The organism is Pseudochrobactrum sp. sp1633 (genome assembly GCF_030376605.1).
GTDB lineage: Bacteria > Pseudomonadota > Alphaproteobacteria > Rhizobiales > Rhizobiaceae > Pseudochrobactrum.
The window spans coordinates 1-25,345 of record NZ_JARRAE010000028.1 but is presented as its reverse complement, the minus strand read 5'-3'; the positions used below and the strand labels follow the sequence as shown (position 1 = coordinate 25,345).

The following is a 25,345-nucleotide window of genomic DNA, read 5'->3' as shown; positions in this document are numbered from 1 at the left end:
TCTCCTCAAAGCAATTAAAACCACGATCCAGATGCCTTTCCTATAGGCGTGTCAATGTATCTTGGATCAGCCCGTTCGAGCTAAAATCGATAATCAATCGATTTTTTAACGCTCTCACCTCATCAGCCTAATAACCGGAAGGCCGCAGGTTCAAATCCTGCCCCCGCAACCAAATCTCCTCAAAGCAATTAAAACCATGATCCAGATGCCTTTCCCATAGGCGTGTCAATGTATCTTGGATCAGCCCGTTCGAGCTAAAATCGATAAGCAAGCGATTTTTTAACGCTCTCACCTCATCAGCCTCATAACCGGAAGGCTGAGTAGGAAAAGCAAGCGATTAAGTATCGATTACCCCACGAACGGGAAAAGCCTGAAAACCAAATCCCCAAATACAGCCGAAATACCTGAGCAACGCTCAAGCAAGAAAAACTCCCAGACCAGCACGTTCGAGCTGAAAGAGGGGAGGCGTGCTTGCTTTGATGACCGACTTGCACACTCTTTAATGATCAAGCCTGATCCTGCGGCATTACAGGCAGATAATCCCTCTTGAGCTGTGAACATGAGTGGCTTATGCCTGTTTGCAAAGACACATAAGCGGGAATGAAATTTATGCAAGCCGTTGATAAGCCAGCAATTGATGCTGTGATGCTGAGCCTCTCCGATCAATATAAAGGACCGGGGGGCGTAGCAGCGGTTCTTAAAGATGGCGAGATTATTGCTCAGCAAGTCTGGGGCTATGCGGATCTGGAGAAACGGGTGCCGATGAGTGCGGCGACCATGATGCCGATCTGTTCTGTCAGTAAAGAATTTACCTGCGCGGCACTATTGGATGCCTTTGGCGAGGCATCCGTGTTGGATGATGCGCTGGCTGCCTATCTTCCTGATTTTGAAGGAACACGCCCCGCAATTGCTGATTTATGTAATAATCAGTCTGGCCTGCGGGATTATTGGGCGTTGACTGTCATCAGCGGCGCTGATCCCGAAGGCCTGTTTACGGCAGATGATGCGCGAAAGCTGCTCGGGAAAATTCGCACGACCCATTTTGAAACCGGCACGCACTATTCCTATAATAACGGTAATTTCCGCCTTTTATCATTCCTGATTGAGGAGAAAACCGGCCGCTCACTGGATGAACTTCTGCGCGAGCGTATTTTCCTGCCTGCGGGCATGAAAACTGCCGGACTTTTCCCTGACACATCTGTGACACCCGGCGAAGCAGTCGGCTATGAGGGCAATATTGTTTCCGGCTTTACGCCTGCGGTGAATAATATTCACTGGAGTGGTGATGCGGGTGTCTGCGCCTCTCTGGATGATATGATCGCTTGGGATCAGTTTATTGATGCAACTCGTGCGGATGAAAACGGTATTTATAACCGCTTGTCCCGTCCGCAATTTTACAAAGACGGAAAACCAGCTTGTTACGGCTATGGCCTGAATCATGTGAGTTTTGACGGTGTTAAAATTACGGGTCATGGCGGTGCACTACGCGGGTGGCGCTGCCAGCGTTTTCATGCTGCGGATGCACGCGTTTCCGTTATTGTGATGTTCAATCATCAGGCCAGTGCCTATGGTGCAGCAGAGCAGCTGATGCGTGCTGCTTTAGGAATTCCGAAAGCAAAGACTAAAGTCCTGCCAGTTGATACAGACTGGTATGGTAATTACTTCGATCCTGCTACCAAGTTGAGCCTTAGTCTTGCGCCAGCTGTCGGCGGGCAGGTTCATGCACGTTTTGGTACATCCCCTGAAATGATGGATATGCAGGTTGATGGCAGTTTGCACTCCTCAGGCATGATTTTGGAACGTGACGGCGATGCAATCTCTCTGCGCCGCGATGGTGAAAACCTGTCTGCAAAATTGCATCGTGTTTCCGGAAGAGGGCGGCAGGATATTGCCGGACGCTATCATTGTGCGGAAATGGATGCTGATTTTGTCTGCGAAATTGCAGGGACTGCCGCCTATGCAGCATTTGAAGGCTTTTTAGGTAAGGGCCCAATGCAACCGCTTTATGCGATTGCTGAAGATATCTGGCTTTTGCCATGTCAGCGCGGAATGGATGCGCCGGCACCGGGAGACTGGACGGTGATGGCCGAGCGTGATGCGTCCGGTGCGATTACAGGACTGACAATTGGTTGCTGGCTTGCCCGTGGTATAGCCTATAAAAAGATATAAAATTTCACCCCGCCGGATCATTCCGGCGGGTTTTTTACTTGTTAGTTCTTGATAATATTATGTGTATCACTTTCGGAAGCAATTTTAAAAAATGCATTGATGAGCGTGCCGTTGCTGCGCTCTTGCAGGCAGATCAGCGTTTCGTCCATCAGTTCTTCCCGTGTATTGATCGAGAGCGGGTGTAAACGGCTGTCATTGCTAAACTCGGCCAGTGAAACAAAGCCGATACCGGCACCACCCGCAACGATCTCCCGAACAGCTTCGCGTCCTTCGGCTTCAATGGCAGGTTTCAGCACAACATTCTTTTCCAGCGCCAGATTTTCAAGTTTCTGACGGGTTTTTGAACCCTTTTCACGAAAGACCAGCGGCCACTGCAGCAAATCTGCCAGATCAATATTAGAATGACGGCTGAGCGGGTGATCTCTGGCGACAAAAGCAATGATCGGAGACGAATTCAGCTTATGGATGAGAAAATCCCGCGCTTTTGGTACTTCTCCCAAGACGCCGATATCAGCTTCATAGCGGTAAAGACTGGAGATAACTTCCTCGCTGTTACCGGTCTGAACGCTGATTTGCACTGTGGGATATTTCTCGCGAAACGCACCGAGAATCCCTAAAATATGATGTGCTGCATCGGCCATAATACGCAATTTACCCGCACGAAGCACCCGCGATTCTGACAAGAAATCCAGCGCCTGCTGTTCCACTTCGAACAACCGGTGAGTGATTTCAAGTAGTTTCACACCGGCATCCGTCAGGCTGACTTGTTTCTTATGCCGGTTGAACAGCAGGACATCATATTCCTCTTCAAGCTTGCGAACCTGATCGGAAATGGCTGGCTGTGTCAGGCATAAAGCTTCAGCCGCACGGGAAAAACCGCCGGAAACCGCCACATAATGAAAGGCCCGCAACTGAACATAGCGCATGGATTTATCCTGATGCCGAGTGTTTTCAGACTGTAAAATGAACTCTAACACAGCAGAATTCCGGCACAAGTTATATCTGTAAAACTTATAGTTTGATTTGAAATAACGATTTTACAAATGATTGTCTTTCCCTGAGGATGAAGCAAATCCGTATTTATGGAAGCTATCCGGAGGGACAGGAAATGCAATCAGCCGGTGAAAAACGACAGCAGTCAGAGGCAGATCAGCTTCCGCACTGGAAGGCCAATCAGTTTTTGGCACCTGCATTGGGTGAGCCTTATTTGCTGACGCCGGGGCCATTGACCACCGATTATGCGGTGAAACAGGCGATGCTGCGGGACTGGGGCTCATGGGATGGTGATTTTCGGGCAATGACCGCGGAAATGCGTGAACGTTTGTTACGTGTGGCCGGTGATGATAAGCATGAATTTGACTGTGTGCCGATACAGGGCAGCGGCTCCTTTGCTGTTGAAGCGATGCTCGGCACATTTCTCCCGAAAGACAGCAAAATTCTGGTGCTGATGAACGGTGCCTATGGTCAGCGTATTGTGCAGACTTTGGGGTATCTGGGACGTGCCTATAGCAAAATCGACAAGGGTGATTATCTGCCGCCGCGTGCAGATGAAGTTGCGCAAGCGCTGGATGCTGATCCTGCAATTACGCATGTGATTGTGGTGCATTGCGAAACCAGTTCCGGCATTCTCAATCCGGTCGCGGAAATCTCAGAAGTTGTTTATGCCAAGGGGCGCAAACTGCTTGTCGATAGTATGAGCGCGTTTGGTGCGGTTGATCTGAGCGTACATAAAATACGCTATGAGGCGATGGTATCCTCGGCCAATAAATGCATTGAGGGCGTGCCTGGTTTTGGTTTTGTGATTGCGCGCAAGAGTGAGCTGGAAGCCGCCAAAGGCAACTGCCATTCTCTGAGCCTCGACATCTATGAGCAATGGGCAACGATGAATAAAACCGGTCAGTGGCGCTACACACCGCCGACCCATGTGGTTGCTGCGTTTTTGGTCGCGCTCCGGATGCATGAGGCCGAAGGTGGAGCCGAGGGACGACTGGCACGTTATACCAATAATCGTGATGTGATGGTGGAGGGCATGCGTGAGCTGGGTTTTGAAACGCTGTTGCGTGACCGTTGGCTGTCACCGATTATTGTAACTTTCTTCAATCCTGCCCATCCGAAATTCGAGTTTTCCCGCTTCTATGATCTGATGAAAGATAAAGGCTTTATCATCTATCCGGGCAAGCTGACGGTCGTTGACAGTTTCCGTGTCGGCTGCATCGGGCGGATGGATGCCAATATTATGCGGCAAGTGGTTGCTGCTGCCAGTGACAGCCTTCAGGAAATGGGCGTTGATACAGCTGCGCCACCTGCTGCCGCACTGGACGAGCGCGCCAAACTCGCAGCCTGAAAATCATAAATTGAAAAGTGCAGGCTTGCCCATGCGGCCTGCGGAGGATGATTAAGTGAACAAGATGACCAAGGTAACTGTAACCGTGAACGGCCGTAACTATAACTGGCCGAATGTTCCTGCAATCGCAATTTGTCTCGACGGTTGTGAACCGGCCTATCTGGATGAGGCGATTGCCGCCGGTCTGATGCCGACACTGAAGCGTATTAAAGAAAGCGGCACAGTTCGCACGGCTCATAGTGTTATTCCGAGCTTTACCAATCCGAACAATCTTTCAATTGCCACGGGGCGTCCGCCTGCTGTGCACGGTATTTGCGGCAACTATCTCTATGACCGTGAAACCGGTACTGAAGTGATGATGAATGATGTGCGCTTTCTGCGTGCGCCGACCATTTTCAAAGGTTTCTATGATGCCGGTGCAAAAGTTGCGGTTGTGACCGCAAAAGACAAGTTGCGGGCGCTTCTGGGTGCCGGTCTGCAATTTGGTGATAATCGCGCCATTTGCTTTTCGGCAGAGCGTTCCGATACGACAACGAAAGCAGAAAACGGTATCGACAATGCGTCGCAATGGCTCGGCATGCCGGTACCGGAAGTCTATTCCGCAGAGCTTTCAGAGTTTGTTTTTGCGGCAGGTGTGAAGCTGCTTAAAACTATCCGTCCTGATGTGATGTATCTGACGACAACCGATTATGTGCAGCATAAATATGCGCCGGGTGTGCCGCAGGCCAATGCGTTTTATGAAATGTTTGACAAGTATCTGACCGAGCTTGATGCACTGGGTGCGGCCATTGTGGTGACGGCAGATCACGGTATGAAGCCGAAACATAAGGCTGACGGTTCTCCTGATGTGGTTTATGTGCAGGATGTGCTCGACGAATGGCTGGGCAAGGATGCCGCGCGCGTTATCCTGCCGATTACAGATCCTTATGTTGTGCATCATGGTGCGCTCGGCTCCTTCGCAACAGCCTATCTGCCTGATGGCGCCGACCTCACTGATATTATGAACCGGCTTGCCAACATTGAGGGCATTGATGTGGTGCTCAATAATGCGGATGCAGCGGAGCGCTTTGAACTGCCGGCTGATCGTATCGGCGACATTGTTCTGGTTTCATCAGAAAATAAGGCCATTGGCACCAGTGAACACCGCCATGATCTTGCAGCGCTGAACGAGCCGTTGCGCTCACATGGCGGGCTGACAGAACAGGCTGTGCCGTTCATCGTCAACCGGCAGATGCCGGATCTGCCGGAAGCACCGGTTCTGCGTAATTTTGATGCGTTTTTCTATGCGGTTACAGCTGCGGCTGCCCAGCAATAGCATTTGAGAAAAAGATACCCCCGTGCTGGTAAACCGTACCTGATTTTAGGATCAGGGCGGTTTCCGGTGGGGCGAATTGAAGGGAGCGCCTTAATGGTCAAGCCGGAAACAATCATTAAAACCAGATATGAACCTATGCGCATTGCCGGTAAAAAGGTTGATGCGGATACAGTGTTTGATGTGCATTACCCTTATACCAATGCGGTTATCGGTACCGTTCCGGCAGGGCGGGCAGAACATGCGCGTGAGGCTTTCAGAATAGCCGCAGCCTATAAGCCGAAACTGACACGCTATGAACGTCAGAAAATTCTGCTGCGCACGGCTGAATTGCTGGTGGCGCGCAGGGAAGAAATGGCCGATCTGATTACTTCGGAACTGGGCATCTCAAAAATGGATTCCTATTATGAAGTCGGGCGTGCCTATGATGTGTTTACGCTTGCAGGGCAGATGTGCCTGCATGACGATGGTGAGATTTTCTCCTGTGATCTGACACCACACGGCAAAGCACGGAAGATTTTCACATTTCGTGAGCCGTTGCGTGCGATTTCGGCAATCACGCCGTTCAATCATCCGCTGAATATGGTGTCGCACAAAGTGGCACCGGCGATTGCTACCAATAATTGTGTGGTGGTGAAGCCGACTGAACTGACGCCGATGACCGCTCTCTTGCTGTGCGATATTATGTATGAGGCCGGATTGCCGCCGGAAATGCTGTCTGTGGTGACAGGGTTGCCGAAGGATATCGGCTCGGAAATGATCACCAATCCGGATATTGACTTGATCACCTTTACAGGTGGCGTTCCGGTCGGCAAAATGATTGCCAATACGGCCGGATATAAGCGCACGGTGCTTGAACTCGGCGGCAATGATCCGCTGATTATTCTCAATGATCTGAGTGATGATGATCTGGCAAAAGCTGCTGATCTTGCAGTCGCCGGTGCTACCAAAAACTCCGGTCAGCGCTGTACAGCAGTGAAACGTATTCTGTGTCAGGAAAGCGTTGCAGACCGGTTTGTACCAATGGTTCTGGAACGGGCAAAGAAAATCCGCTTCGGTGATCCGATGGATCCGAAGACCGAGCTCGGAACAGTTGTTCATGAACAAGCTGCTGCACGGTTTGAAAAGCTGGTTTATATGGCCGCCGAGCAGGGTGCAAAAGTGCTCTATGATCCGGGTCGTCAGGGCGCATTGTTGCCACCGATTGTGGTGGATGAGGTTCCGCATAGTTCTGAACTGGTGATGCAGGAAACATTCGGACCGGTGATACCGATTATTCGTGCGCCCGATGATGATGATGCGCTGATTGCATTGTCCAACTCCACGGATTTCGGCCTGTCATCCGGTGTTTGCACCAATGACTACCGGCGCATGCAGAAATATATTCGCGGGTTGAATGTCGGTACTGTTAATATCTGGGAAGTACCGGGTTATCGTATCGAGATGTCGCCTTTCGGCGGGATTAAAGATTCCGGAAACGGTTATAAAGAAGGTGTGATTGAAGCGATGAAAAGCTTCACCAATGTCAAAACCTTCTCACTGCCGTGGGAGTGAGTGAGAGACGAAATATGCGGGCTGAATAGTGGTTCATGATGCGCGAAATTAAATCAGTCATAAGACATCCGTGCATCTGAACTGACACATTATCTGAAAACCGTTCGGGGAGGCGGCGAGTATGAAACTGGCAGTTCACACAGAGGGGGAGTCTAACCGCTCTGAAGCACGGCAACGATGGCAGGCGCAGCAGAACAGTCCTCATATGGAGGAAGTGCTGCGCCGTGATGCGGATGTTTTTCTGCATCAAAGCCTTTCCAGCCCTTGTCTGACAGCGATTGTTAAGGCGCAGGGCATCTGGATTGAAGATGCCAATGGACGCCGCTTCATGGATTTTCATGGAAATAGCGCCCATCATATCGGTTATGCCCATCCCAAACTGATTGCTGCGGTAAAGCAGCAGATGGATGATCTGAGCTTTGCGCCACGCCGATTCACCTGCGAACCGGCGATTGAACTGGCGGAAAAACTGGCAGAAATTGCTCCGGGAAATCTGGGTAAAACGCTGTTCACCACCGGTGGCTCTGATGCGATTGAGGTGGCGTTGAAAGTGGCGCGTGCCGCAACCGGACGGTTTAAAACCTTGTCTTTCTGGGATGCATTTCACGGCGCAGGTTTTGGTGCATCCTCAGTCGGTGGTGAGGCAACATTTCGCTCAGGTATTGCGGGGCCTTTACTCTCAGGTACTGAGCATGTGCCGCCTTTTGCCTGCTATCGCTGTCATTATAAACATAAAAGCCCTGACACCTGCGGCATTGCCTGTGCAGATGTGGTGTCCTTTGTGCTGGAACGTGAGGGCGATATTGCAGCCGTTGTGGCAGAGCCGATGCGGGCTACGCCTTATCCGCCACCGCCCGGCTTCTGGAAAAAGGTTCGGAAAGCCTGCGACCGGCACGGCACATTGCTGATCTTTGACGAAATCCCTACAGGTCTTGGCAAGACGGGTAAGTTCTTCGCCTCTGATCATGACGGCGCGATACCGGATATGATCGTGCTTGGTAAGTCGCTGGGCGGCGGTATGCTGCCGATTGCAGCGGCAATTGTGCGCCGTGATCTGGATGTGTGCGGTGATTATGCAATCGGCCATTACACGCATGAGAAAAATCCGGTGACAACCCGCGCGGCTCTGACAACCATCCAGATCATTGAGGAAGAAGGGCTGGTGCAGCGTGCAGCCGAGCTTGGCCAATATGCCATGAACCGTCTTAGTGAACTGCAAATGCGCTCACCGCATGTGGGTGATGTGCGCGGACGTGGTTTGCTGTTCGGTGTTGAGCTGGTGCGCGACAGGCAAAGCCGCGAGCCGGACAATGCCTTGGCTGAGGCTGTCTATTACCGTGCTCTGGAAGGTGGCGTCAGCTTCAAGATCAGTCAGGGGAATGTGCTGACTTTATCGCCGCCGCTGATTATTACCAAAGATGAGCTTGATCAGGCCTTGTCGGTTATTGAACAGGCCATATTGCAAGCTGCATAGTTTTTTCCTGCTGCCGGTAAACCTGTCGATATCTATAAGTTTTATTGCCGGATGTATAAAATAAATAGATTTTACTTATTGAACAGTCGTTCGCACTATGAGGAGCCATAAGAGGGAACAGCCTGCAAAAGCAGGTATAAAAATAAGCAATCAGCCATCAAACACATAATAAAAGGCTGATATAACAATGGGGAAATATGAAATGAAAAAGCATCGTGCTTTTATTCTGTCCCTTGCTGCCGGTATTGTTTTGGCAACAAGTGCTTATGCACAAACTGAACTAACCGTTTATACAGCTTTTGAAGCGGTTGATCTGCAACGCTTTGCAGAAGCGTTTAATAAAGATCATCCGGATATTAAAGTGAACTGGGTTCGTGACTCAACAGGGGTCATGACGGCCAAATTGCTGGCTGAGAAGAATAATCCGAAGGCAGATATTGTCTGGGGGATTGCGGCCACCTCCCTTCTGATCCTGAAAAACGAGGGCATGCTGGAGGCTTACACGCCGAAAGACGTGGACAAGCTGGATCCGCGCTTTGTGGATAAGGATCGTCCGACCAGCTGGATCGGGCTAGATGCCTATGTGGCAGCTGTTTGCTTTAACACCGTTGAGGCAGAAAAACTCGGTTTGAAACCGCCGAAAAGCTGGAAAGACCTGACCAAGCCTGAATATAAAGGCCATGTGGTTATGCCTAATCCGGCGTCGTCCGGCACCGGCTTCCTTGATGTTTCATCATGGTTGCAGATGTTCGGTGAAAAAGGCGGCTGGGACTATATGGATGCCCTGCATGAAAATATCGCCAATTACACGCATTCCGGTTCCAAGCCTTGCAAAATGGCCGGTGCGGGCGAAGTGCCGATCGGCGTTTCTTTCGAATTCCCTGCCTCTCAGGTGAAAAGTGCCGGTGCGCCGGTTGATATTATTTTTCCGGAAGAAGGCTCAGGCTGGGAATCTGAAGCCGTGGCTATCATGGCCGGAACGCAGAATATGGATGCAGCTAAAACGCTGATGGACTGGACGCTGACACCTAATGCCATGACAGCTCTGAACAAGAGTTTTGCTGTTGTTGCATTGCCGGGTATTGCCCAGCCGGTTGCGCATATTCCGGCGGATCTGGAAAAGAAAATGATCAAAAATGATCTGGAATGGGCTGCGAATAATCGCAAGGCCATTCTGGAAGAATGGTCAAAACGCTACGATTCAAAATCTGAATCCAAGGGCTGATCGGAACGCTGTCTCATTGAGTGGCAGAATTCTGTCTTCATATGGTTTCGGACACAGGCCGGTTCCCATGTTTTCGGAGGCTACTCTAACAGACACGCATTATGCGACTGCGAACGCGGGCTTCTCCGCGTTCGTTCAGGGAGTGTGAACATGTCAGTCCAGAGGAATGAATTCGTGAAACATGAAGTGGCTACAGGTGCAGTCCGTATCGGTCAGCAGGCATATGATGCTGGCGATGTGGCGGCAAACAAGCAGGAATATCTCAAAGTTGACGGCCTCTGGAAAGCATTCGGAGAGTTTTATGCTCTGAAGGATATTAATCTGGACATAGCAGAGGGGGAGTTTGTTTGTTTTCTGGGGCCTTCCGGCTGCGGTAAGACCACGCTTCTTCGGGCTATCGCGGGGTTGGATCTTCAGACCCGCGGTTCTGTTCATCAGGCGCACAAAGATATTTCGGACTTGCCGCCCGCTCATCGGGATTACGGTATTGTGTTTCAGTCCTATGCTTTGTTTCCGAACCTGACGATTGAAAAGAATATCGCTTTCGGGCTTGAGAATATGAAAAAAACACGCGCTGAAATTACACAGCGCGTAGAGGAGTTGTTGCAGCTGGTCGGGCTTACTGATCAGGCAAAAAAATATCCGTCTCAGCTTTCTGGCGGCCAGCAGCAGCGTATTGCACTGGCAAGGGCGATTGCTATTTCTCCCGGACTTTTATTACTGGATGAGCCGCTTTCAGCGCTTGATGCCAAAGTCCGCGTGCATTTACGCCATGAAATCAAAGAATTACAGCGCAAGCTTGGTGTGACGACAATCATGGTGACCCATGATCAGGAAGAAGCGCTGGCTATGGCCGACCGTATTGTGGTGATGAACAAAGGCACTATCGAGCAGATAGGCACGCCGCTTGAAGTCTATCGCCAGCCGAGCAGTCTTTTTGTGGCGGACTTCATCGGAGAAACCAACAAATATCCGGTAAAAATCGGGACAGACGGTTCAGCTCTGTTGGGTGATCTTGCACTGCAATGTGTTGAGCACAACTTATCTGAAGGTAGTGAGGCCGTTGCGGTCATCAGACCGAATGATGTGATCCCTCACGGTCGGGTGCTTGATGCCGGTTCTTCTGCCGGAAACGGGGAAAATCTGATCGAGGTGCAGATTGAAACGATGGAATTTCTCGGCTCATTCTGGCGCACCCATATGCGCAGCACACATTTGCAAAACCAGCAGCTGATAGCTGATTTTTCCATCAATGCGGAGCGCAGGCTTGGTCTGACTGAAGGCATGACCATTCTGGTTGAATTGCCGAAAAGCCGTTTGCTGATTTTTGACGGAAAGGGCAAGCGATGAGTGCTGTAAGCGATTATTCTGCTGCACCTGTCATGCCGGCGGGCAAGGCTATCCGCCAGAAAGTCAGCGCGGATGACTGGATCAAGCGCGGCATGATGCTGATTATCGGCGCTTATCTGCTGGTGACACTGGCGGCACCGCTCTATGTGATGCTGTCCAAATCTTTTGCAAGTTATCAGTTCCAGCTGGAAAATTATGAAGTGCAGGTGGGCGACGGTAAAGGCAACTGGGCGCCAGTTCAGTCGTTGAGCCAGCTGAATACAAACCTGAAAGCAATCACGGCAGAAGAACTGGCGACCTCCAATAGCGGCCGGTTGTCTCCGGTGGCCTTATTTCCCGAGTTCAGCTTTCGCGGGCCGGAGCATTATCGTATTCGTGGTTTAACGGACAGTGCCCGTTTTCTGATCGGTTCAGCCCCTTATACAGGGCAGGAATGGCAGGAGGTGGATTCCAATAACTTCCGCCGTGTCATGCTGATGCCGCAACAAACAACGGGGCTGGACAATTACCGGACGTATTTTTCGTCACCGGCACTGTTTCAGTCGATCAAAAATTCTTTAGTGATTGCGCTGGTCAGTATGGTGCTGACAGTATCGCTGGCATTCGGCTTTGCCTATGCGCTCAACCGCTCAAAAATGCGTTTTAAAGGCGCGTTTAAGCTGATCGCGGTGATGCCAATTCTGGTGCCGTCATTATTGCCGGGTATTGCGCTGATTTATCTGTTCGGCAATCAGGGCATTTTAAAAGAACTGCTGTTTGGCATGCCGATTTACGGCCCTCTGGGGATTGTGCTTGGCTCGGTGTTCTTTACTTTTCCCCATGCGCTTATGATTATCTCAACCGCTCTGGCTGTGTCGGATGCCCGCCATTATGAGGCTGCGGATTCCTTGCGGGCAAGTAAATGGCGCACATTCTGGACAGTGACAGTGCCCGGTGCCCGTTACGGACTGATCTCTGCGGCCTTTGTGGTGTTCAATCTGGTCATCACAGATTTTGGTCTGCCAAAGGTGATCGGCGGGCAGTATAATGTGCTGGCGGTGGATATTTATAAGCAGGTGATCGGCCAGCAGAATTTTGAAATTGGTGCTGTTGTGTCTGTGATGCTGTTGTTTCCGGCAATTATCGCTTTTGCTGTCGATCGGATTATCCAGCGCAAACAAGTTGCTTTGTTATCGGCTCGGGCTGTGCCTTTCGTCCCGAAAAACAAACCGCTCTTTGATAATCTCTGCCTGCTTTACTGTGCATTTGTTGCTGTGTTCATCACCGGCCTTCTGCTGGTGTGCCAGTTGGCGGCAATCGTTAAATTCTGGCCCTATGATATGAGCCTGAGCCTGCGCAACTTTGACTTCGGCCGGATGGACGGGGGCGGGTGGAACTCATATTTCAATTCTATTCAGCTGGCTTTTCTGACCGCGATTATAGGTACAGTCGTTGTGTTTGTCGGCGCTTATGCGGTTGAAAAAACGGAGGGCTTTGCCAAAGGCCGTGCCTTGTTCCAGTTTCTGGCCATGCTGCCGATGGCTGTGCCAGGCATGGTATTGGGGCTTGCCTATATCTTTTTCTTCAATAATCCGGCTAACCCGTTGAGTGCGATTTACGGTACGATGATTATTCTCGTGATCTGTACCGTAACGCATTTTTACACGGTCTCCCATCTGACCGCGCTGACGGCGCTGAAACAGATGGATCCGGAATTTGAATCGGTTTCGGCATCGCTCAAGCAGCCATTCTATAAGCTGTTTGCGCGCGTGACAGTGCCGGTATGCCTGCCTGCTATTCTCGATATTTCAATCTACCTGTTCGTCAATGCGATGACGACAGTATCGGCAGTGGTTTTCCTCTATTCCGCACACACTACTCTGGCTTCTGTGGCGGTGCTGAATATGGATGATGCGGGTGATGTGGCTCCGGCAGCAGCAATGGGGATGATGATCTTCTATACCAATGTTGCAGCACGCTTGGTGCATTACGGCTTGTCGCAAATGCTGCTGCGCAAAACCCAGAAATGGCGTGGCTGATACCCAATGTTAAGCGGCATCTTTCAAAGGATGCCGCTTAGTTTTTAAAACGCTTGTGCCAAAGCTCGCGGGCTTTGGCATGGCAGAGGTCAAAATCCTGATCAGGATGCAATGTAATAAGGCCAAGCGCGGCGGTGGCTGTGATCACCGTTTCAAGTCGCGGGTCAATGGCGGTTCCTGTCCAGATTGCCTGCCAATATTCAAATGAATCCATCCCTATGCGTGGCAGGCTCTCCGGCTCCTGCAAGGCTTTTATCAGGATATCCGTACTTTCTGTGCCGCTCAGATTTAAAATTGTTGCAACACGGAAGGGATAAAACTCTGCCACATCGCGATTGCTGCTGAGCACAGTGAGTTGCGCAGGGGCGTTGCCACGCAAAACAGTTTCTTCCGTCGTTTGAGGCTGCTCCTGCAGCAGTCGCGCCGTATCTCTGTGCAGTTCCCGATAGGCCGGACGCGATACGCCAAGCAGGCTGGCGCGCGCCTGAAGCGGATTGAGGAGATGCACACAAGCGCCCACCGGTGAACGGGCTGCAAAAAGCGGGTAAAGCGCCATCATCGAGGCAATGGCTGGCGCAAAGCCTGTGAGTGGCAAATAGACAATATTACCGGTGGTCAGAGATTCTTGTGCCTGAATGAGGTTTTGCGCGAGTGGAATATCCAGTGCGCGGGCAGCCTGTTCAATTTTTCCGCCATTGGCGCCGCTGCCATTGCTGCCATGCAAAGCGATTTTATATCCTGCTTGTGCAAGTAATTTGGCCGCTTGCAAAAACCACGGCGCGCGCGGAGAGTTGGGAGAAAGATAGGCAGGCCAGTCCAGATCGGCAGGGCGTGCGTTTGTATTCTTTAATCCGTAATGCTGGCGCGCGGCGCACACCATGCCGGCCAGTTCCTGTGCCGCTGTTCCGCGATAGTGGATCAGGCTGAAAAAAGCGCTGGCCTGCATCGGATCAACCTGTTCCTGCAGGATCAGAGAAAAGGCTTCTTCTGCCTCCGCAATGGTCAGCGGACGACTATTGCCGACACCGCGCCCGAGGACACCTAGAAACCGCGAAAACCGTAAAACAGGGTCATGGCTGTCACTGAGGTCTGCCAGTTGATTGGCAAGCTGCTGTGGAGTGGGTTGTCCACCGATGAGCGGCGCTCTTAATGATAATGGCGGAACCGCCAGCAGAGCCGGTTGCTGCCATCCGGTCTCTGGCTGGGATTGTGCTTCTTCCTGTTTTGGGCTGAGCAGGTTTTCAGCTTCATCTGCAAGCGCGCGCAGACGCAAACGCAGTGCTTCTGCCCGCGGTGTCGGGATCATACGACGGCCGGAACGCACTAAAATAGGATCGTTAAACGCTTCCCGGATCTGGTTGAGCAGGCGACTCATAGCCGGCGCGCTGAGCCCCATACGCTGAGCGGCTTGTTGCACGCTGCCCTCGACCAGCAATGTGTCCAAAGCTATCAACAACCTTAATTGTCCCAGTTTGGACGAAGGCAAAGCAGTGCTGGTGTCCGGATTTTTATCCTCAGGCACTGTATTTCCCCGCATTTTACTGTCCGTTCCTGCACTGCATTGCAGCAGAGCCATCTTTAGCCGGTAGATATGTTCATTCTGCGGAATGCAAAAAGCTGATGTTGGAATAAGTCTGAAACATGGCGATTGACCTGCTACCGCACCACACATAAGGGGAGTAATTAACTCATCTTTATGGCAGAGGGCAATTGAAATGACTGATATCGGGCATTTGAGTGGGGAAGTTCAGGCAATTTCCGCATCTGATTTGTTGAAACAGGTTAGAACGCGCCGTTTGGCAGCGCTTGCTTGCGGCACAATTCTGGCTGGAACCCTGTTGTCACTCAGCCTTCCTGCTCAGGCACAGACCGTCAAAAAGAAGCCTGTTGCAACTGCAGAGCAGACAGAGCAGCCAGCAGCAGAGTCCGGTGCTATACGTCTGGATCAGATCGTTGTCACTGCGACGGGTTTTGAACAGAATGTGAAAGATGCTCCGGCCAGCATTACAGTTGTCCCGCGCGAAGAGCTGGAAAAGGGTGCATTTCGCAATCTTGCTGATGCTCTGACCAGTGTACAGGGTGTAAGCGTTACCGGTATTGCCAATGAACAGGATATTTATATTCGTGGTCTGCCCGGTGCCTATACGCTGATCCTTGTCGACGGCAAACGCCAGAGTACCCGTGATGCGCGCACCAATGGTAATGCCGGTTTTGAACAGAGTTTTGTACCGCCAGCATCAGCCATTGAGCGTATTGAAGTGGTTCGCGGGCCGATGTCCTCGCTCTACGGTTCCGACGCGATGGGCGGTGTTATCAATATTATTACCCGTAAGGTCGATGATGCATGGCACGGTGAGCTGACCCTTGACGGTACTGTGCAGAACAAATCACGCTATGGTAACAGCGGACAGGCTTCATTCTATGTCAGCGGACCGCTGGTGCCGGACGTTGCCGGTGTTCAGATGTGGGGTCGCGGTCTGAAGCGCAATGAGGATAAAATTCTCAATGGCACGCAGGAACAGCGCGACGGTGATCTGGGCGGCAAGCTGACAATCACACCGAACGAAGACCATGATATCTTCCTTGAAGGTGGTATTACCCGCGTGCGCCGTGAAGGCAATGTCGGAAATACAATCGCTGCAACGGGTTCTGATACTTATAATTACAATGACCGCAAGCATTGGTCGCTCAGCCATACCGGACGCTGGGGACCAACAACATCTGAATTCTCGTTCTCGCAGGAATGGGCTAAGCGCACCAATTTCAACTGGGATAAAACCCGCGGCTCTTATGTTGAAAATCTGCGCTCCCCGGAAATCCGCAATTCGGTTCTCGACGGTAAATTTACCACGCCGTTTGAGTTTTACGGCGATCATACGCTGGTCACCGGCGGTCAGTTTATTGATGCACAGCTGACAGACCAAAATCCGGGTCGTCGCACAGGACTTGATGAGACTTTTAACATTCGTCAATGGGCGCTGTTTGCTGAAGATGAGTGGTGGATTACACCGGACTTCTCGCTGACCGGCGGTCTGCGCATGGATGACCATGAAATTTATGGCTCCCATTTGAGCCCGCGCGCTTATGCCGTGTGGCATGCAACAGAACAGCTCACATTGAAGGGCGGTATTTCCACGGGCTTTAAGGCGCCGGAAATTCGTACGATCGCACCGGGTTACGCCTATACAACTGGCGGCGGCGGTTGCTTCTATGGTCCTGAGGCAAGTCTGCCAGCGGGCAAAAATCCGTGTGGTGTGATTATCGGTGATGAAAGCCTGAAAGCGGAAAAGAGCACGAGTTACGAAATCAGCGCCTTGTGGGATAATCAGGATGGCCTGCAGCTCGGCGGCACGTATTTCTATACTGATTTCAAAGATAAGATCTCGAACAAGCAAATGCTCGATGCGAACGGCAAGCCGATCCGCTGGAGCGAAAATACAAATTATGTTCTGTGGAACAGCTTCAATATCGACAATGCTGTGATGCAGGGTGTGGAGCTGACTGCTAACTGGGAGGCAACTTCTGATCTCCGCTTGCGTGCCAGCTATACCTATACGCATTCACGCCAGAAGGGCGGGGACTATGACGGCCTGCCGTTGACGCGCACACCGGAGCATATGGGTAATATCCGTGCGGACTGGATGACACCGGTGGAAGGCTTGTCTGCATGGACTGCCGCCAATTATCATGGTTCGGAAACCAATGCGGGTGCCCGTGTCGGCAGCAACGGTAAGCCTGTTTATAAAAACGGGAAAGTGATTGCCCGTAAATATGATGCCTATATGACTTTTGATATCGGCACGAGCTATGAGTTCAGCGAAAATGTTACACTCAATGCGGCGCTCTATAACCTGTTTGACAAGCGTATTGAGGAAAGTGACTTCAATGCCTCTGTGGACGGTCGCCGCCTTTGGGTCAGCATGACCTCGAAATTCTGATTGTTCAGCCGCTGTAAAATGAAAAGCCCTTGTGTTCTTCGCAAGGGCTTTTTGATTTTATGGCCGAAAGCAGTCAGCGCGGTTGAGTTGCTTCACCAGACACGGTTAAGCGGGGCATAGACGGGCTGTGTTTTACGAGCGCCATGTGTGTTCCAGCGTGGCGACCATATAGACAATGCGAAACAATCCGCACCATTCATTCTGATTGCCGGAGGCTGCTTTCTGCGATTGGTATTTTCCGATGGCATGCGCATAACCGGAATCTCCGAATGGCTGAAAATACCCGAGCATCCCTCACTTGCGTGAAGCGCGAATGACCATTGTGCAACGCATTCATGATAAGATTGAGACAGTTTGATTGGCTGCGTTATGGCCGGATTGAAATGTCGCAACAAGAATGATCTGCAAAACGGTTGCAGATATCGCGATGTGCAAAATAAACGTGCGTTTTGCGCAATTTATTAAAGAAACATTGGTGTTTCGGATAGTTTTCTTGCTTTTTATCGGATAGATCATGGGATCAGAATGTACTGGCAAGCCGGTTTGCGGTGTCGCTGGTGCGTGTTCCAGAGCAGTCCTCATTTATGGACTGCTGTCTGTATTGGTATTTTATGCGGGTTCTGCACGGTTGGATTTCAACGGCAGAAACACGCGCAAACAGGATAAAAAAAATGAGTGTTTCCGGTGCTTCCCGGAAAGCTGCAGCCGGCAAAAACGGCAAAGCAGCTCCGGTATTGAATTCACCCGCACGTGTGCTGTTTGCCAGTCTCGTCGGGACCACAATCGAATTTTTCGATTTCTATGTTTACGCGACTGCTGCTGTTCTGGTCTTTCCGGCTGTGTTTTTTCCGGCAAGTGACCCGACCTCGGCTATGCTGCAATCCTTTGCAACATTCTCGATCGCCTTCTTCGCCCGTCCTATCGGTGCGATGGTATTCGGCCATTTCGGCGATAAAATCGGTCGTAAGGCAACGCTGGTTGCTGCCCTGATGACGATGGGTATTTCGACCGTCATTATCGGCTTTTTGCCAGGCTATGCGCAGATTGGTGTGATTGCACCGCTGCTGCTGGCACTCTGCCGTTTCGGTCAGGGGCTCGGTCTTGGCGGTGAGTGGGGCGGTGCTGTTTTGCTGGCAACGGAAAACGCACCTGAGGGCAAGCGTACATGGTATGCAATGTTCCCTCAGCTCGGCGCACCAATCGGCTTTATTCTTTCCGCAGCTACATTCCTTATTCTTGGCGCAACGCTGACGGATGAGCAGTTCCTGAGCTGGGGCTGGCGTATTCCGTTCATCGGTTCGATCCTGTTGGTGGCTGTTGGTCTTTATGTTCGTCTTAAGATCACTGAGACACCTGAATTCCAGAAAGCTATGGACAAGCAGGAACGGGTACAGGTGCCGCTGGCGACTGTATTCACGCATCATAAACGCGCGCTGCTCCTTGGCACATTTTCGGCGCTGGCAACTTTTGTTCTGTTCTACCTGATGACCGTGTTTATGCTGTCATGGGCAACCCGCTCGGTTGAGCAGGCAGGGCTTGGCTATTCCCGCGAGCAGTTCCTGTTTATTCAGATGATCGGTGTTGTGTTCTTCGGTCTGCTGATCCCTGTTTCAGGTCTGTTGTCTGACCGTTTCGGACGTCGCTTCATCATGATCCTCACAACTGTTGCTATTGGTGTGTTTGGTCTGACCATGGCACCGTTGCTGAGTGCGGGTGTTGTTGGCGCTGTGCTGTGCTCGATCATCGGCTTCTCGCTGATGGGGATGACCTACGGCCCGATCGGTGCGGCGCTTGCTTCACCATTCCCGACGGCTGTTCGTTATACCGGCGCATCGATGACCTTTAACATGGCGAGTATTTTCGGTGCATCGCTGGCTCCGTATATCGCGACATGGCTGGCAACAACCTATAGCCTTGCGCATGTGGGGCTGTATCTGCTGGCCGCAGCAGTTATTACCTTGCTGGCAATTCTGGGTCATAAAGATAAAGAGTTTTCTTCCTGATTGTTTAGAAAACCCGATGGAAAAGGAGCCGTTTTCGGCTCCTTTTTTGTTTGTTTACAGGCGCATCAGCTATTGCAGGCTGGTAAGCCTGTTTGTTTGCCCTATGTAATAGGAAGCAGTTCAGGCAGGAGAGATGATCTATGGCGCAGGTGACCCCGCAGGAAATTCTGGATTTCTGGTTTTCAGAAAAAACTGAAGCACATTGGTTTGTGCGTTCTGATGATCTTGATCAGGAAATTAAGCAGCGTTTCAGCGCGGTATATGAGCAGGCGGTTGAGGGAGCATTGGCCGGTTGGAAAGCTGATGCAGAAAGCGCTCTGGCTCTGACGATCATTTTTGATCAGTTTCCGCGCAACATATTTCGTGGTTCACCAAAAGCATTTGCCAGCGATCCGCTTGCCTGCGCATTATCGAAATATGCGCTGGAACATGATTACGACATGGCGGTTGATGAAAAAGCACGGCAGTTCTTTTATCTGCCGCTGATGCACAGCGAGGCCGTGGAAGATCAGGAGCATTGCGTTAAACTTTACAAGGCGCTTGGCAATGATTTTGCACTGGGTTTTGCCAGAGAGCATCGTGATATTGTCAAGGAATTTGGCCGTTTTCCGCATCGCAATGCCGTTCTGGGGCGTCAGAATACACCGGAAGAAACTGAGTTTCTGAAGACACATTCGGGGTTCTGAGGCCGGTTGAAACGGTTTCAGGCGGCGGCCTGAGCAGCCATACGCCTCTCGTGCTCGAGCAGCCAGCGTTTGCGCCATAATCCGCCGCCATAGCCCGTGAGTGAGCCGTCCGAACCAATGGTACGGTGGCAGGGGATGATAATCGACAGCTGATTAGCGCCATTGGCATTGGCTACGGCGCGCACTGCGGTTGAACGTCCGGTAATCTCCGCCAGCTCGGCGTAAGAACGGGTTTCTCCCAACGGAATTTCAAGCAGCGCATCCCAGACAGAGCGGGTAAAGGCTGAGGCATGCAGGGCTAGCGGGGTTTTAAATCCGGTAAAATTGCCGCCGAAATAGAGCTTCAGTTCTGCTTCAATCTGATCAATAGGTGGCAGACGGCCGAAACTGATTGAGGATTGGCTGTAGAGCCGCAGTTTTTTCAGCTCATTGGGCAGCCCCTTGCGCTCGAAAAACTCCAAAAGATGCAGATGATGTTGATCGGCGACGGCCAGCATTGTGCCGATTGGTGTTTCAAGCCAGTCTGCTTTGAGCAGATCACGACCTTTAAGATGGGTGGGACTATCACCGATCAGCTGTGTAATCGCTTCACGAAAACCGCTGCCGGAATCGTAACCGGCCTCAAGCTGTGCGTCGATGACTGAGCTGCCAGCCGCAATGCTCTCAAGCCCGCGCGCTTTACGGCGCAGACGAGCCATATCCAGAAATGTCATGCCGATATGACGTTTGAAAGCGCGGCGCACGGTGGAAGGGTCTAAGTCCATGTCAATAAGATCGCCTTCGCACCAGAAATGATCTGGGCGGGCATCAAGGCAATCCAGAAGTTTGGCAACGACCGGTTCTTTGCCGCGGAAAAAATCCAGCGGACGGCATCGCATGCAAGGGCGAAAACCGGCCTCCATGCATGCTGCCGGATGATCAAAGAAACGGCTGTTCTCGAATTTAGGCTTGCGTGCCGGACAGGACAGGCGGCAAAAAATGCCTGTGCTGGTTACGCCGACAAACACGTGACCATCATAGGACTGATCACGATCGAGAAGTGCCTGATAAAGAGTTTCGGGGTCAGGTAAAGAAAATAGCATAGCTGAACTCTATCATGGATCATGATCTGCACCGCCGGAAATCGGGCGCTTATTTTGGTAATTGAAAATTACATCACTGGCAAATCCGATAGGTACAGGATTTACCATGACATCCCATATCGAGATGCAGATTGGTTTCATGGGCGCTGTCTGCCTCCGGCCCCAGCACAGTCATGAAGAAGGTGCAGCTTTTCTTGTGCAGCGCGCGCCAGAATTTCTGTTGTTTTTCCGCTCCGTTCCAGTCTTTGGCAAGCTCGGTCTTTTCACCATTAACGAGCGTAAAAGACATAATATCCAGCGCATTGCCGAATGCATGTTCGGATACCCGTCCCGTTGAGCCGTTATTCACATTGCGGCACTGATAATGCGAGCCGGTGCCGATGGTTTTAATGTCGCTGCCCAGATGCGCTCTGGCAAGAGCATTCGTTTCTTTCGCCCATTCTGTAAGCGCCACTGTCATCGTGCAATTGGTGATCACCGGCTGATCAAATTCTATCGGCACGGGCTTGGTGATCGCAGTGATTTCCAGCGGGCTTCTGATTTGACACAGCCCTTCACTGACGGGGGCAATCACTTTGCCTTCGACCTCATTTTGCAATAGCGGAAGGCAGGCTACCTGATAAATACGTTCGGCTTTTGGTGTTTCCGGTTTTGAGAGGACGGGCGGTTCTTTAAGTTCCGGCTTGGGAACAGGGGGAACGGCTTTGGTCTCTTCCGCTGCGGGTTTTGGTGCAGGAATAGGAACGGTTTTCGCTGTGACCGGTGTTGTTATCAAGGTGCCAATACTCAGCACCGTAAGCAAACAGAGGGGCAGAAAATATCGCATCAAAAGCCTTTCCGTGTGTGCAAAATCGTATTGGATTTTGCGGGGAATGCTTTGGTAAACCGCTGAACTGCGGTTTCAGTTCCCGATTTTCTTGGCACATCCTTAAAGTCGGCACTTCTATGCAGCTGATAAATTATGTTAGAGGGGGGCTATGAGCACATACTTTTCCGTTTCACCTGTTTATAATCCGCCTATGGATCCGGTTTCCGTGATCTATCAGGATGCGGATATTCTGGTGCTGGATAAGCCGAGCGGGCTGTTGTCAGTGCCCGGCCGCGATCCTGCATTGTCTGATAGTCTGGCGACACGGGTGCAAAAACAATTTCCTAAGGCGCTGATGATCCACCGGCTGGATAAGGATACTTCCGGTGTGGTGCTGATGTCGCTGAACCGCAAAGCCCATGCCCAGATTGCCAGACAATTTGAAGAGCGCAGCACGCAGAAATCTTATGTCTCTGTTGTCTGGGGTAATGTGGCTGAGGATGAGGGGCTGATTGATCTGCCGCTGGCGATTGATCCGGAGAACAAGCCGCGCCACCGTGTTGACCACGATAACGGCAAACCTGCGCAGACGCGCTGGCAGGTGCTTGAGCGGGGTGAGCAGACGACGCGATTACGCTTGTTTCCGCTGACCGGACGGACGCATCAGCTGCGTGTGCATATGAAGGCCATCGGTCATGTGATGCTCGGCGATGAGTTTTATGCAGAAGGCGCTGCGTTGCAGGCTGCCGACCGGCTGTTGCTGCATGCTGAACAATTGAGTTTCCGTCATCCCGATGGTCGCGATGTGACTTTTACTATCCCCTGTCCGTTTTGAGAGAAAAGATGCAGCAAGCAGATGATAATGACCTGACTGTTGACTTCGTCGGCGGAGCTGTCGGTCATCGTTTTCGCTCAAATGAGGGGCGGGGGCAGGCGCTGGCCAAAGCGGCCGGTCTGGTGCGCGGTGCAACGCCTGATATTGTAGACGCTACTGCAGGGCTTGGGCGCGATGCCTTCTTGCTGGCATCGCTTGGTGCAAAAGTCACTTTGATTGAACGTTCTGAGAAAATGCATGCGCTTTTGGCCGAAGGGCTGAAGCGGGCTGCGGCAGAAGGCGGGCGTTATGCAGAAACCGTAGCGCGAATGACGCTGCTGTTTGGCGATTCCTGTGCCTTGTTGCCGGAACTGAAGCCGCAGGTGGTTCTGGTTGATCCGATGCATCCGCCGCGGGGTAATACGGCACTGGTCAAAAAAGAAATGCGCCAGATCCGTGAGATTGTCGGCACTGATCCTGATGCGGAAAGGCTGATGCAGGTAGCACTGGAGGTTGCGCAAAATCGCGTTGTGCTGAAATGGCCGTTACGCGCCGAGCCGATGGCAGGTATCCGTAAACCTTCCCACCAGATTTTGGGTAAAAGCACACGCTACGATGTGTTTGTGAATGCGAAGATTGTTTAACTTTCTGGAGCATGTCTTCGAAAGCCGATGTACAGTTTTAGGAGATATGCTCCAGATTTTTTAATGGTCGCATTATCACAGCCGTCAAATTAATCTAATTTGACTGTGAAATGCTCCAGCCACTCCAACATGCCGCGTGCAGCGGCGCGGCCAGTGGCGAAGCATGCAGTGAGCAGATAGCCGCCGGTCGGCGCTTCCCAATCCAGCATTTCACCAGCAACAAAAACACCGGGCAATTTATGCAGCATATAGTTATCGTTGAGCTCGCTCCATGCGATACCACCTGCTGAGGATATAGCCTCTGCAATCGGACGCGGGCGCAGCAAGGGCAGTGCCAGATTTTTAATGTGCTGCGCGAGTTTCTCCGGCGGCAGAAGCTGAACATCCGGCACCAGCTCACGCAACAGGGCTGCTTTTACCCCTTCAAGTCCCGTTGCCTTACGCAGACGGTTTGAGAAGCTGCTTTTGCTGCCTTGTTTTGTCAGGTCGCGTATCAGCCGCTCAAGGGAGCGAGCAGGGGTGAGATCAAGATACAGATTGGCAGTGCCGATGCTTTCCAGCTGATCGCGCAGAACGGCGCTGTGGGCATAAATGAGACTGCCTTCAATGCCGTGCTGAGAGATGACAAACTCGCCCTCAACCCTGCCTGCGGGAGAGGAGGCGGCAACCGATTTGAGCGGTGCGCCTGCAAAGCGCTCACGGAACAGCGTGCTCCAATTTGCATCAAAACCGCAATTGGCAGGGCGGAACGGGGTTATGCCAATGCCTTTCTCTGCAAGCCAGGGCACCCATGCTGCATCAGAACCCAGACGCGGATAGCTCGCACCACCCAGAGCCAGCAAAACAGCGTCGTGGCTTGTCTGTTTCTCGCCTTCCGGTGTGTCAAACAACAGAGCATCGCCGCTGAAACCTTTCCAGCGGTGGCGTTTTAAAATCTGTGTGCCCTGTGCTTCCAGTCGTGCAACCCAGTTGCGCAGCAGAGGCGAGGCCTTCATGCGCTTGGGAAAGACGCGACCGGAACTGCCGGTAAAAATTTCTATCTCAAGCGCCTGTGCCCACTGGCTGATATCTGCCGGTGTGAAGGCATCGAGCGCCGGAATTAATCGTGGGGTAGCGGTACCAAAGCGCGTGCGAAAGTGTTCATAGGGTTCTGAATGGGTGATATTCAAACCGGATTTGCCTGCCAGCAGAAATTTGCGCGCAACGGTCGGCATGGCTTCATAAACCGTGACATGATGCCCGTGTGCGGACAATATTTCAGCTGCAGCAAGACCTGAGGGGCCGCCGCCGATAATAGCGATGCTCTTGCCGATAGTGGTTGTCTTGTTCAATGTCATCCGGTTCACCTGCAGTTCAGGTTGTTTTAGCTAAGTTCAGGATTGACGCAAGTAAGAAGCGAATACGGAGATATTGATGAAGAAAACCCTGATCATCCCTGCTGTTATGGCCGCTTTGTTTGGTGCGACCTTGTTGCCGGCACATCAGGCAAATGCTGCTGGCAAAACCGAGACGCTTTATATCAATAACAAGCTGGTTGATTGTGTTGGCGTCGGGCCGCAAAAATGCATGCAGGTGCGCAAAAGCCTGAAAGGCGAGTGGACATTGTTCTATGGCGGTATTGAGGGTTTCCGGTTCGAGCCGGGTTATCGGTACAAGCTGAAAGTGAATGTGACCAAAATCAAAAATCCTCCTATGGACAGCTCAAACCTGAAATACAGTCTGGTGAAAGTGCTGAGTAAGAAAAAGTAATCACCAGAGCATTGTCACTTTCATTGAATGAGCCCGCCGTTGGCGGGCTTTTTGCTGTTTTGCGATAAGAATCAGTTCTGACAAAGCGTCCCTGAAAGCTGGAAATATCTTTCCAAAATGCATGGTAAAAATGACACGACTTGTAAAAACCATCATTGTTGTTTGTTATTTTTTA

General features: G+C 51.5%; 20 protein-coding genes. 14 read left to right on the top strand and 6 right to left on the bottom strand.

Annotated elements, in window-relative coordinates:
• Window positions 1–609 precede the first annotated feature (609 nt).
• Entirely contained in the window at window positions 610–2,169 is a 1,560-nt protein-coding gene (locus P8H26_RS17360; RefSeq protein ID WP_289634369.1) for a D-aminopeptidase, read from the top strand.
• Between the two features lie 41 nt (window positions 2,170–2,210).
• Here the strand turns inward: P8H26_RS17360 and P8H26_RS17355 are convergent, their stop codons facing one another.
• Window positions 2,211–3,095: a LysR substrate-binding domain-containing protein gene (locus P8H26_RS17355; RefSeq protein WP_289634368.1), complete on the bottom strand. Its 885-nt coding sequence runs from the start codon at window positions 3,093–3,095 to the stop codon at window positions 2,211–2,213.
• 182 nt (window positions 3,096–3,277) lie between these two features.
• On the opposite strand from P8H26_RS17355, the gene P8H26_RS17350 reads away from it, so the two are divergent.
• The 7 genes from P8H26_RS17350 to P8H26_RS17320 all read left to right on the top strand — a co-directional run bounded on the left by P8H26_RS17350 (window position 3,278) and on the right by P8H26_RS17320 (window position 13,446).
• Complete coding sequence (locus P8H26_RS17350) at window positions 3,278–4,513, top strand: 2-aminoethylphosphonate--pyruvate transaminase (RefSeq protein WP_374708324.1); 1,236 nt, start codon at window positions 3,278–3,280, stop codon at window positions 4,511–4,513.
• A gap of 55 nt (window positions 4,514–4,568) precedes the next feature.
• Window positions 4,569–5,828 carry a phosphonoacetate hydrolase gene (gene phnA, locus P8H26_RS17345; RefSeq protein ID WP_289634367.1) on the top strand — a complete coding sequence of 420 codons (1,260 nt, stop codon included), beginning with the start codon at window positions 4,569–4,571 and terminating at the stop codon, window positions 5,826–5,828.
• 93 nt (window positions 5,829–5,921) lie between these two features.
• Window positions 5,922–7,379: a phosphonoacetaldehyde dehydrogenase gene (phnY, locus tag P8H26_RS17340; RefSeq protein WP_289634366.1), complete on the top strand. Its 1,458-nt coding sequence runs from the start codon at window positions 5,922–5,924 to the stop codon at window positions 7,377–7,379.
• A gap of 121 nt (window positions 7,380–7,500) precedes the next feature.
• Window positions 7,501–8,853 carry an aspartate aminotransferase family protein gene (locus P8H26_RS17335; protein ID WP_289634365.1) on the top strand — a complete coding sequence of 451 codons (1,353 nt, stop codon included), beginning with the start codon at window positions 7,501–7,503 and terminating at the stop codon, window positions 8,851–8,853.
• A gap of 202 nt (window positions 8,854–9,055) precedes the next feature.
• A complete protein-coding gene (locus tag P8H26_RS17330; protein ID WP_289634364.1) occupies window positions 9,056–10,078 on the top strand; it encodes a putative 2-aminoethylphosphonate ABC transporter substrate-binding protein in 1,023 nt (340 codons plus the stop codon).
• Between the two features lie 150 nt (window positions 10,079–10,228).
• Window positions 10,229–11,428, top strand: coding sequence for a putative 2-aminoethylphosphonate ABC transporter ATP-binding protein (locus P8H26_RS17325; RefSeq protein WP_289634363.1), 1,200 nt, complete (start codon window positions 10,229–10,231; stop codon window positions 11,426–11,428).
• Window positions 11,425–13,446, top strand: coding sequence for a putative 2-aminoethylphosphonate ABC transporter permease subunit (locus tag P8H26_RS17320; RefSeq protein WP_289634362.1), 2,022 nt, complete (start codon window positions 11,425–11,427; stop codon window positions 13,444–13,446). The genes P8H26_RS17325 and P8H26_RS17320 overlap by 4 nt, the downstream gene beginning before the upstream one ends.
• 37 nt (window positions 13,447–13,483) lie before the next feature.
• Here the strand turns inward: P8H26_RS17320 and P8H26_RS17315 are convergent, their stop codons facing one another.
• Window positions 13,484–14,983, bottom strand: a complete 1,500-nt coding sequence (locus P8H26_RS17315; RefSeq protein WP_289634361.1) for a glycosyl transferase family protein — start codon at window positions 14,981–14,983, stop codon at window positions 13,484–13,486.
• Between the two features lie 178 nt (window positions 14,984–15,161).
• Between P8H26_RS17315 and P8H26_RS17310 the strand changes: the two genes are divergently transcribed.
• Window positions 15,162–17,384 (top strand): TonB-dependent receptor domain-containing protein, encoded by a 2,223-nt coding sequence (locus P8H26_RS17310; RefSeq protein WP_289634360.1) that lies wholly within the window; start codon window positions 15,162–15,164, stop codon window positions 17,382–17,384.
• A 132-nt stretch (window positions 17,385–17,516) separates the two neighbouring features.
• Here the strand turns inward: P8H26_RS17310 and P8H26_RS17305 are convergent, their stop codons facing one another.
• Window positions 17,517–17,675, bottom strand: a complete 159-nt coding sequence (locus P8H26_RS17305; protein WP_289634359.1) for a hypothetical protein — start codon at window positions 17,673–17,675, stop codon at window positions 17,517–17,519.
• Window positions 17,676–18,055: 380 nt separating this feature from the next.
• On the opposite strand from P8H26_RS17305, the gene P8H26_RS17300 reads away from it, so the two are divergent.
• Complete coding sequence (locus P8H26_RS17300; RefSeq protein ID WP_289634358.1) at window positions 18,056–19,387, top strand: MFS transporter; 1,332 nt, start codon at window positions 18,056–18,058, stop codon at window positions 19,385–19,387.
• Window positions 19,388–19,527: 140 nt separating this feature from the next.
• Window positions 19,528–20,073 carry a DUF924 family protein gene (locus P8H26_RS17295; RefSeq protein WP_289634357.1) on the top strand — a complete coding sequence of 182 codons (546 nt, stop codon included), beginning with the start codon at window positions 19,528–19,530 and terminating at the stop codon, window positions 20,071–20,073.
• Window positions 20,074–20,090: 17 nt separating this feature from the next.
• Here P8H26_RS17295 and P8H26_RS17290 read toward each other — a convergent pair whose 3' ends face one another.
• The gene (locus P8H26_RS17290) at window positions 20,091–21,155 is read right to left on the bottom strand and encodes a bifunctional transcriptional activator/DNA repair enzyme AdaA (protein WP_289634356.1); all 1,065 of its coding nucleotides are present in this window, start codon (window positions 21,153–21,155) and stop codon (window positions 20,091–20,093) included.
• A gap of 73 nt (window positions 21,156–21,228) precedes the next feature.
• Entirely contained in the window at window positions 21,229–21,930 is a 702-nt protein-coding gene (locus P8H26_RS17285) for an extensin family protein (protein ID WP_289634355.1), read from the bottom strand.
• 202 nt (window positions 21,931–22,132) lie between these two features.
• Between P8H26_RS17285 and P8H26_RS17280 the strand changes: the two genes are divergently transcribed.
• Window positions 22,133–22,798 (top strand): pseudouridine synthase, encoded by a 666-nt coding sequence (locus P8H26_RS17280; protein WP_289634354.1) that lies wholly within the window; start codon window positions 22,133–22,135, stop codon window positions 22,796–22,798.
• 8 nt (window positions 22,799–22,806) lie between these two features.
• On the top strand, window positions 22,807–23,421 hold the full coding sequence (locus tag P8H26_RS17275; protein WP_289634353.1) for a class I SAM-dependent methyltransferase: 615 nt from the start codon (window positions 22,807–22,809) through the stop codon (window positions 23,419–23,421).
• 89 nt (window positions 23,422–23,510) lie between these two features.
• On the opposite strand, the gene P8H26_RS17270 is transcribed toward P8H26_RS17275, so the two are convergent.
• Window positions 23,511–24,758 (bottom strand): TIGR03862 family flavoprotein, encoded by a 1,248-nt coding sequence (locus P8H26_RS17270; protein WP_289634352.1) that lies wholly within the window; start codon window positions 24,756–24,758, stop codon window positions 23,511–23,513.
• A gap of 76 nt (window positions 24,759–24,834) precedes the next feature.
• On the opposite strand from P8H26_RS17270, the gene P8H26_RS17265 reads away from it, so the two are divergent.
• Window positions 24,835–25,170 (top strand): DUF4377 domain-containing protein, encoded by a 336-nt coding sequence (locus tag P8H26_RS17265; protein WP_289634351.1) that lies wholly within the window; start codon window positions 24,835–24,837, stop codon window positions 25,168–25,170.
• Window positions 25,171–25,345: the final 175 nt, after the last annotated feature.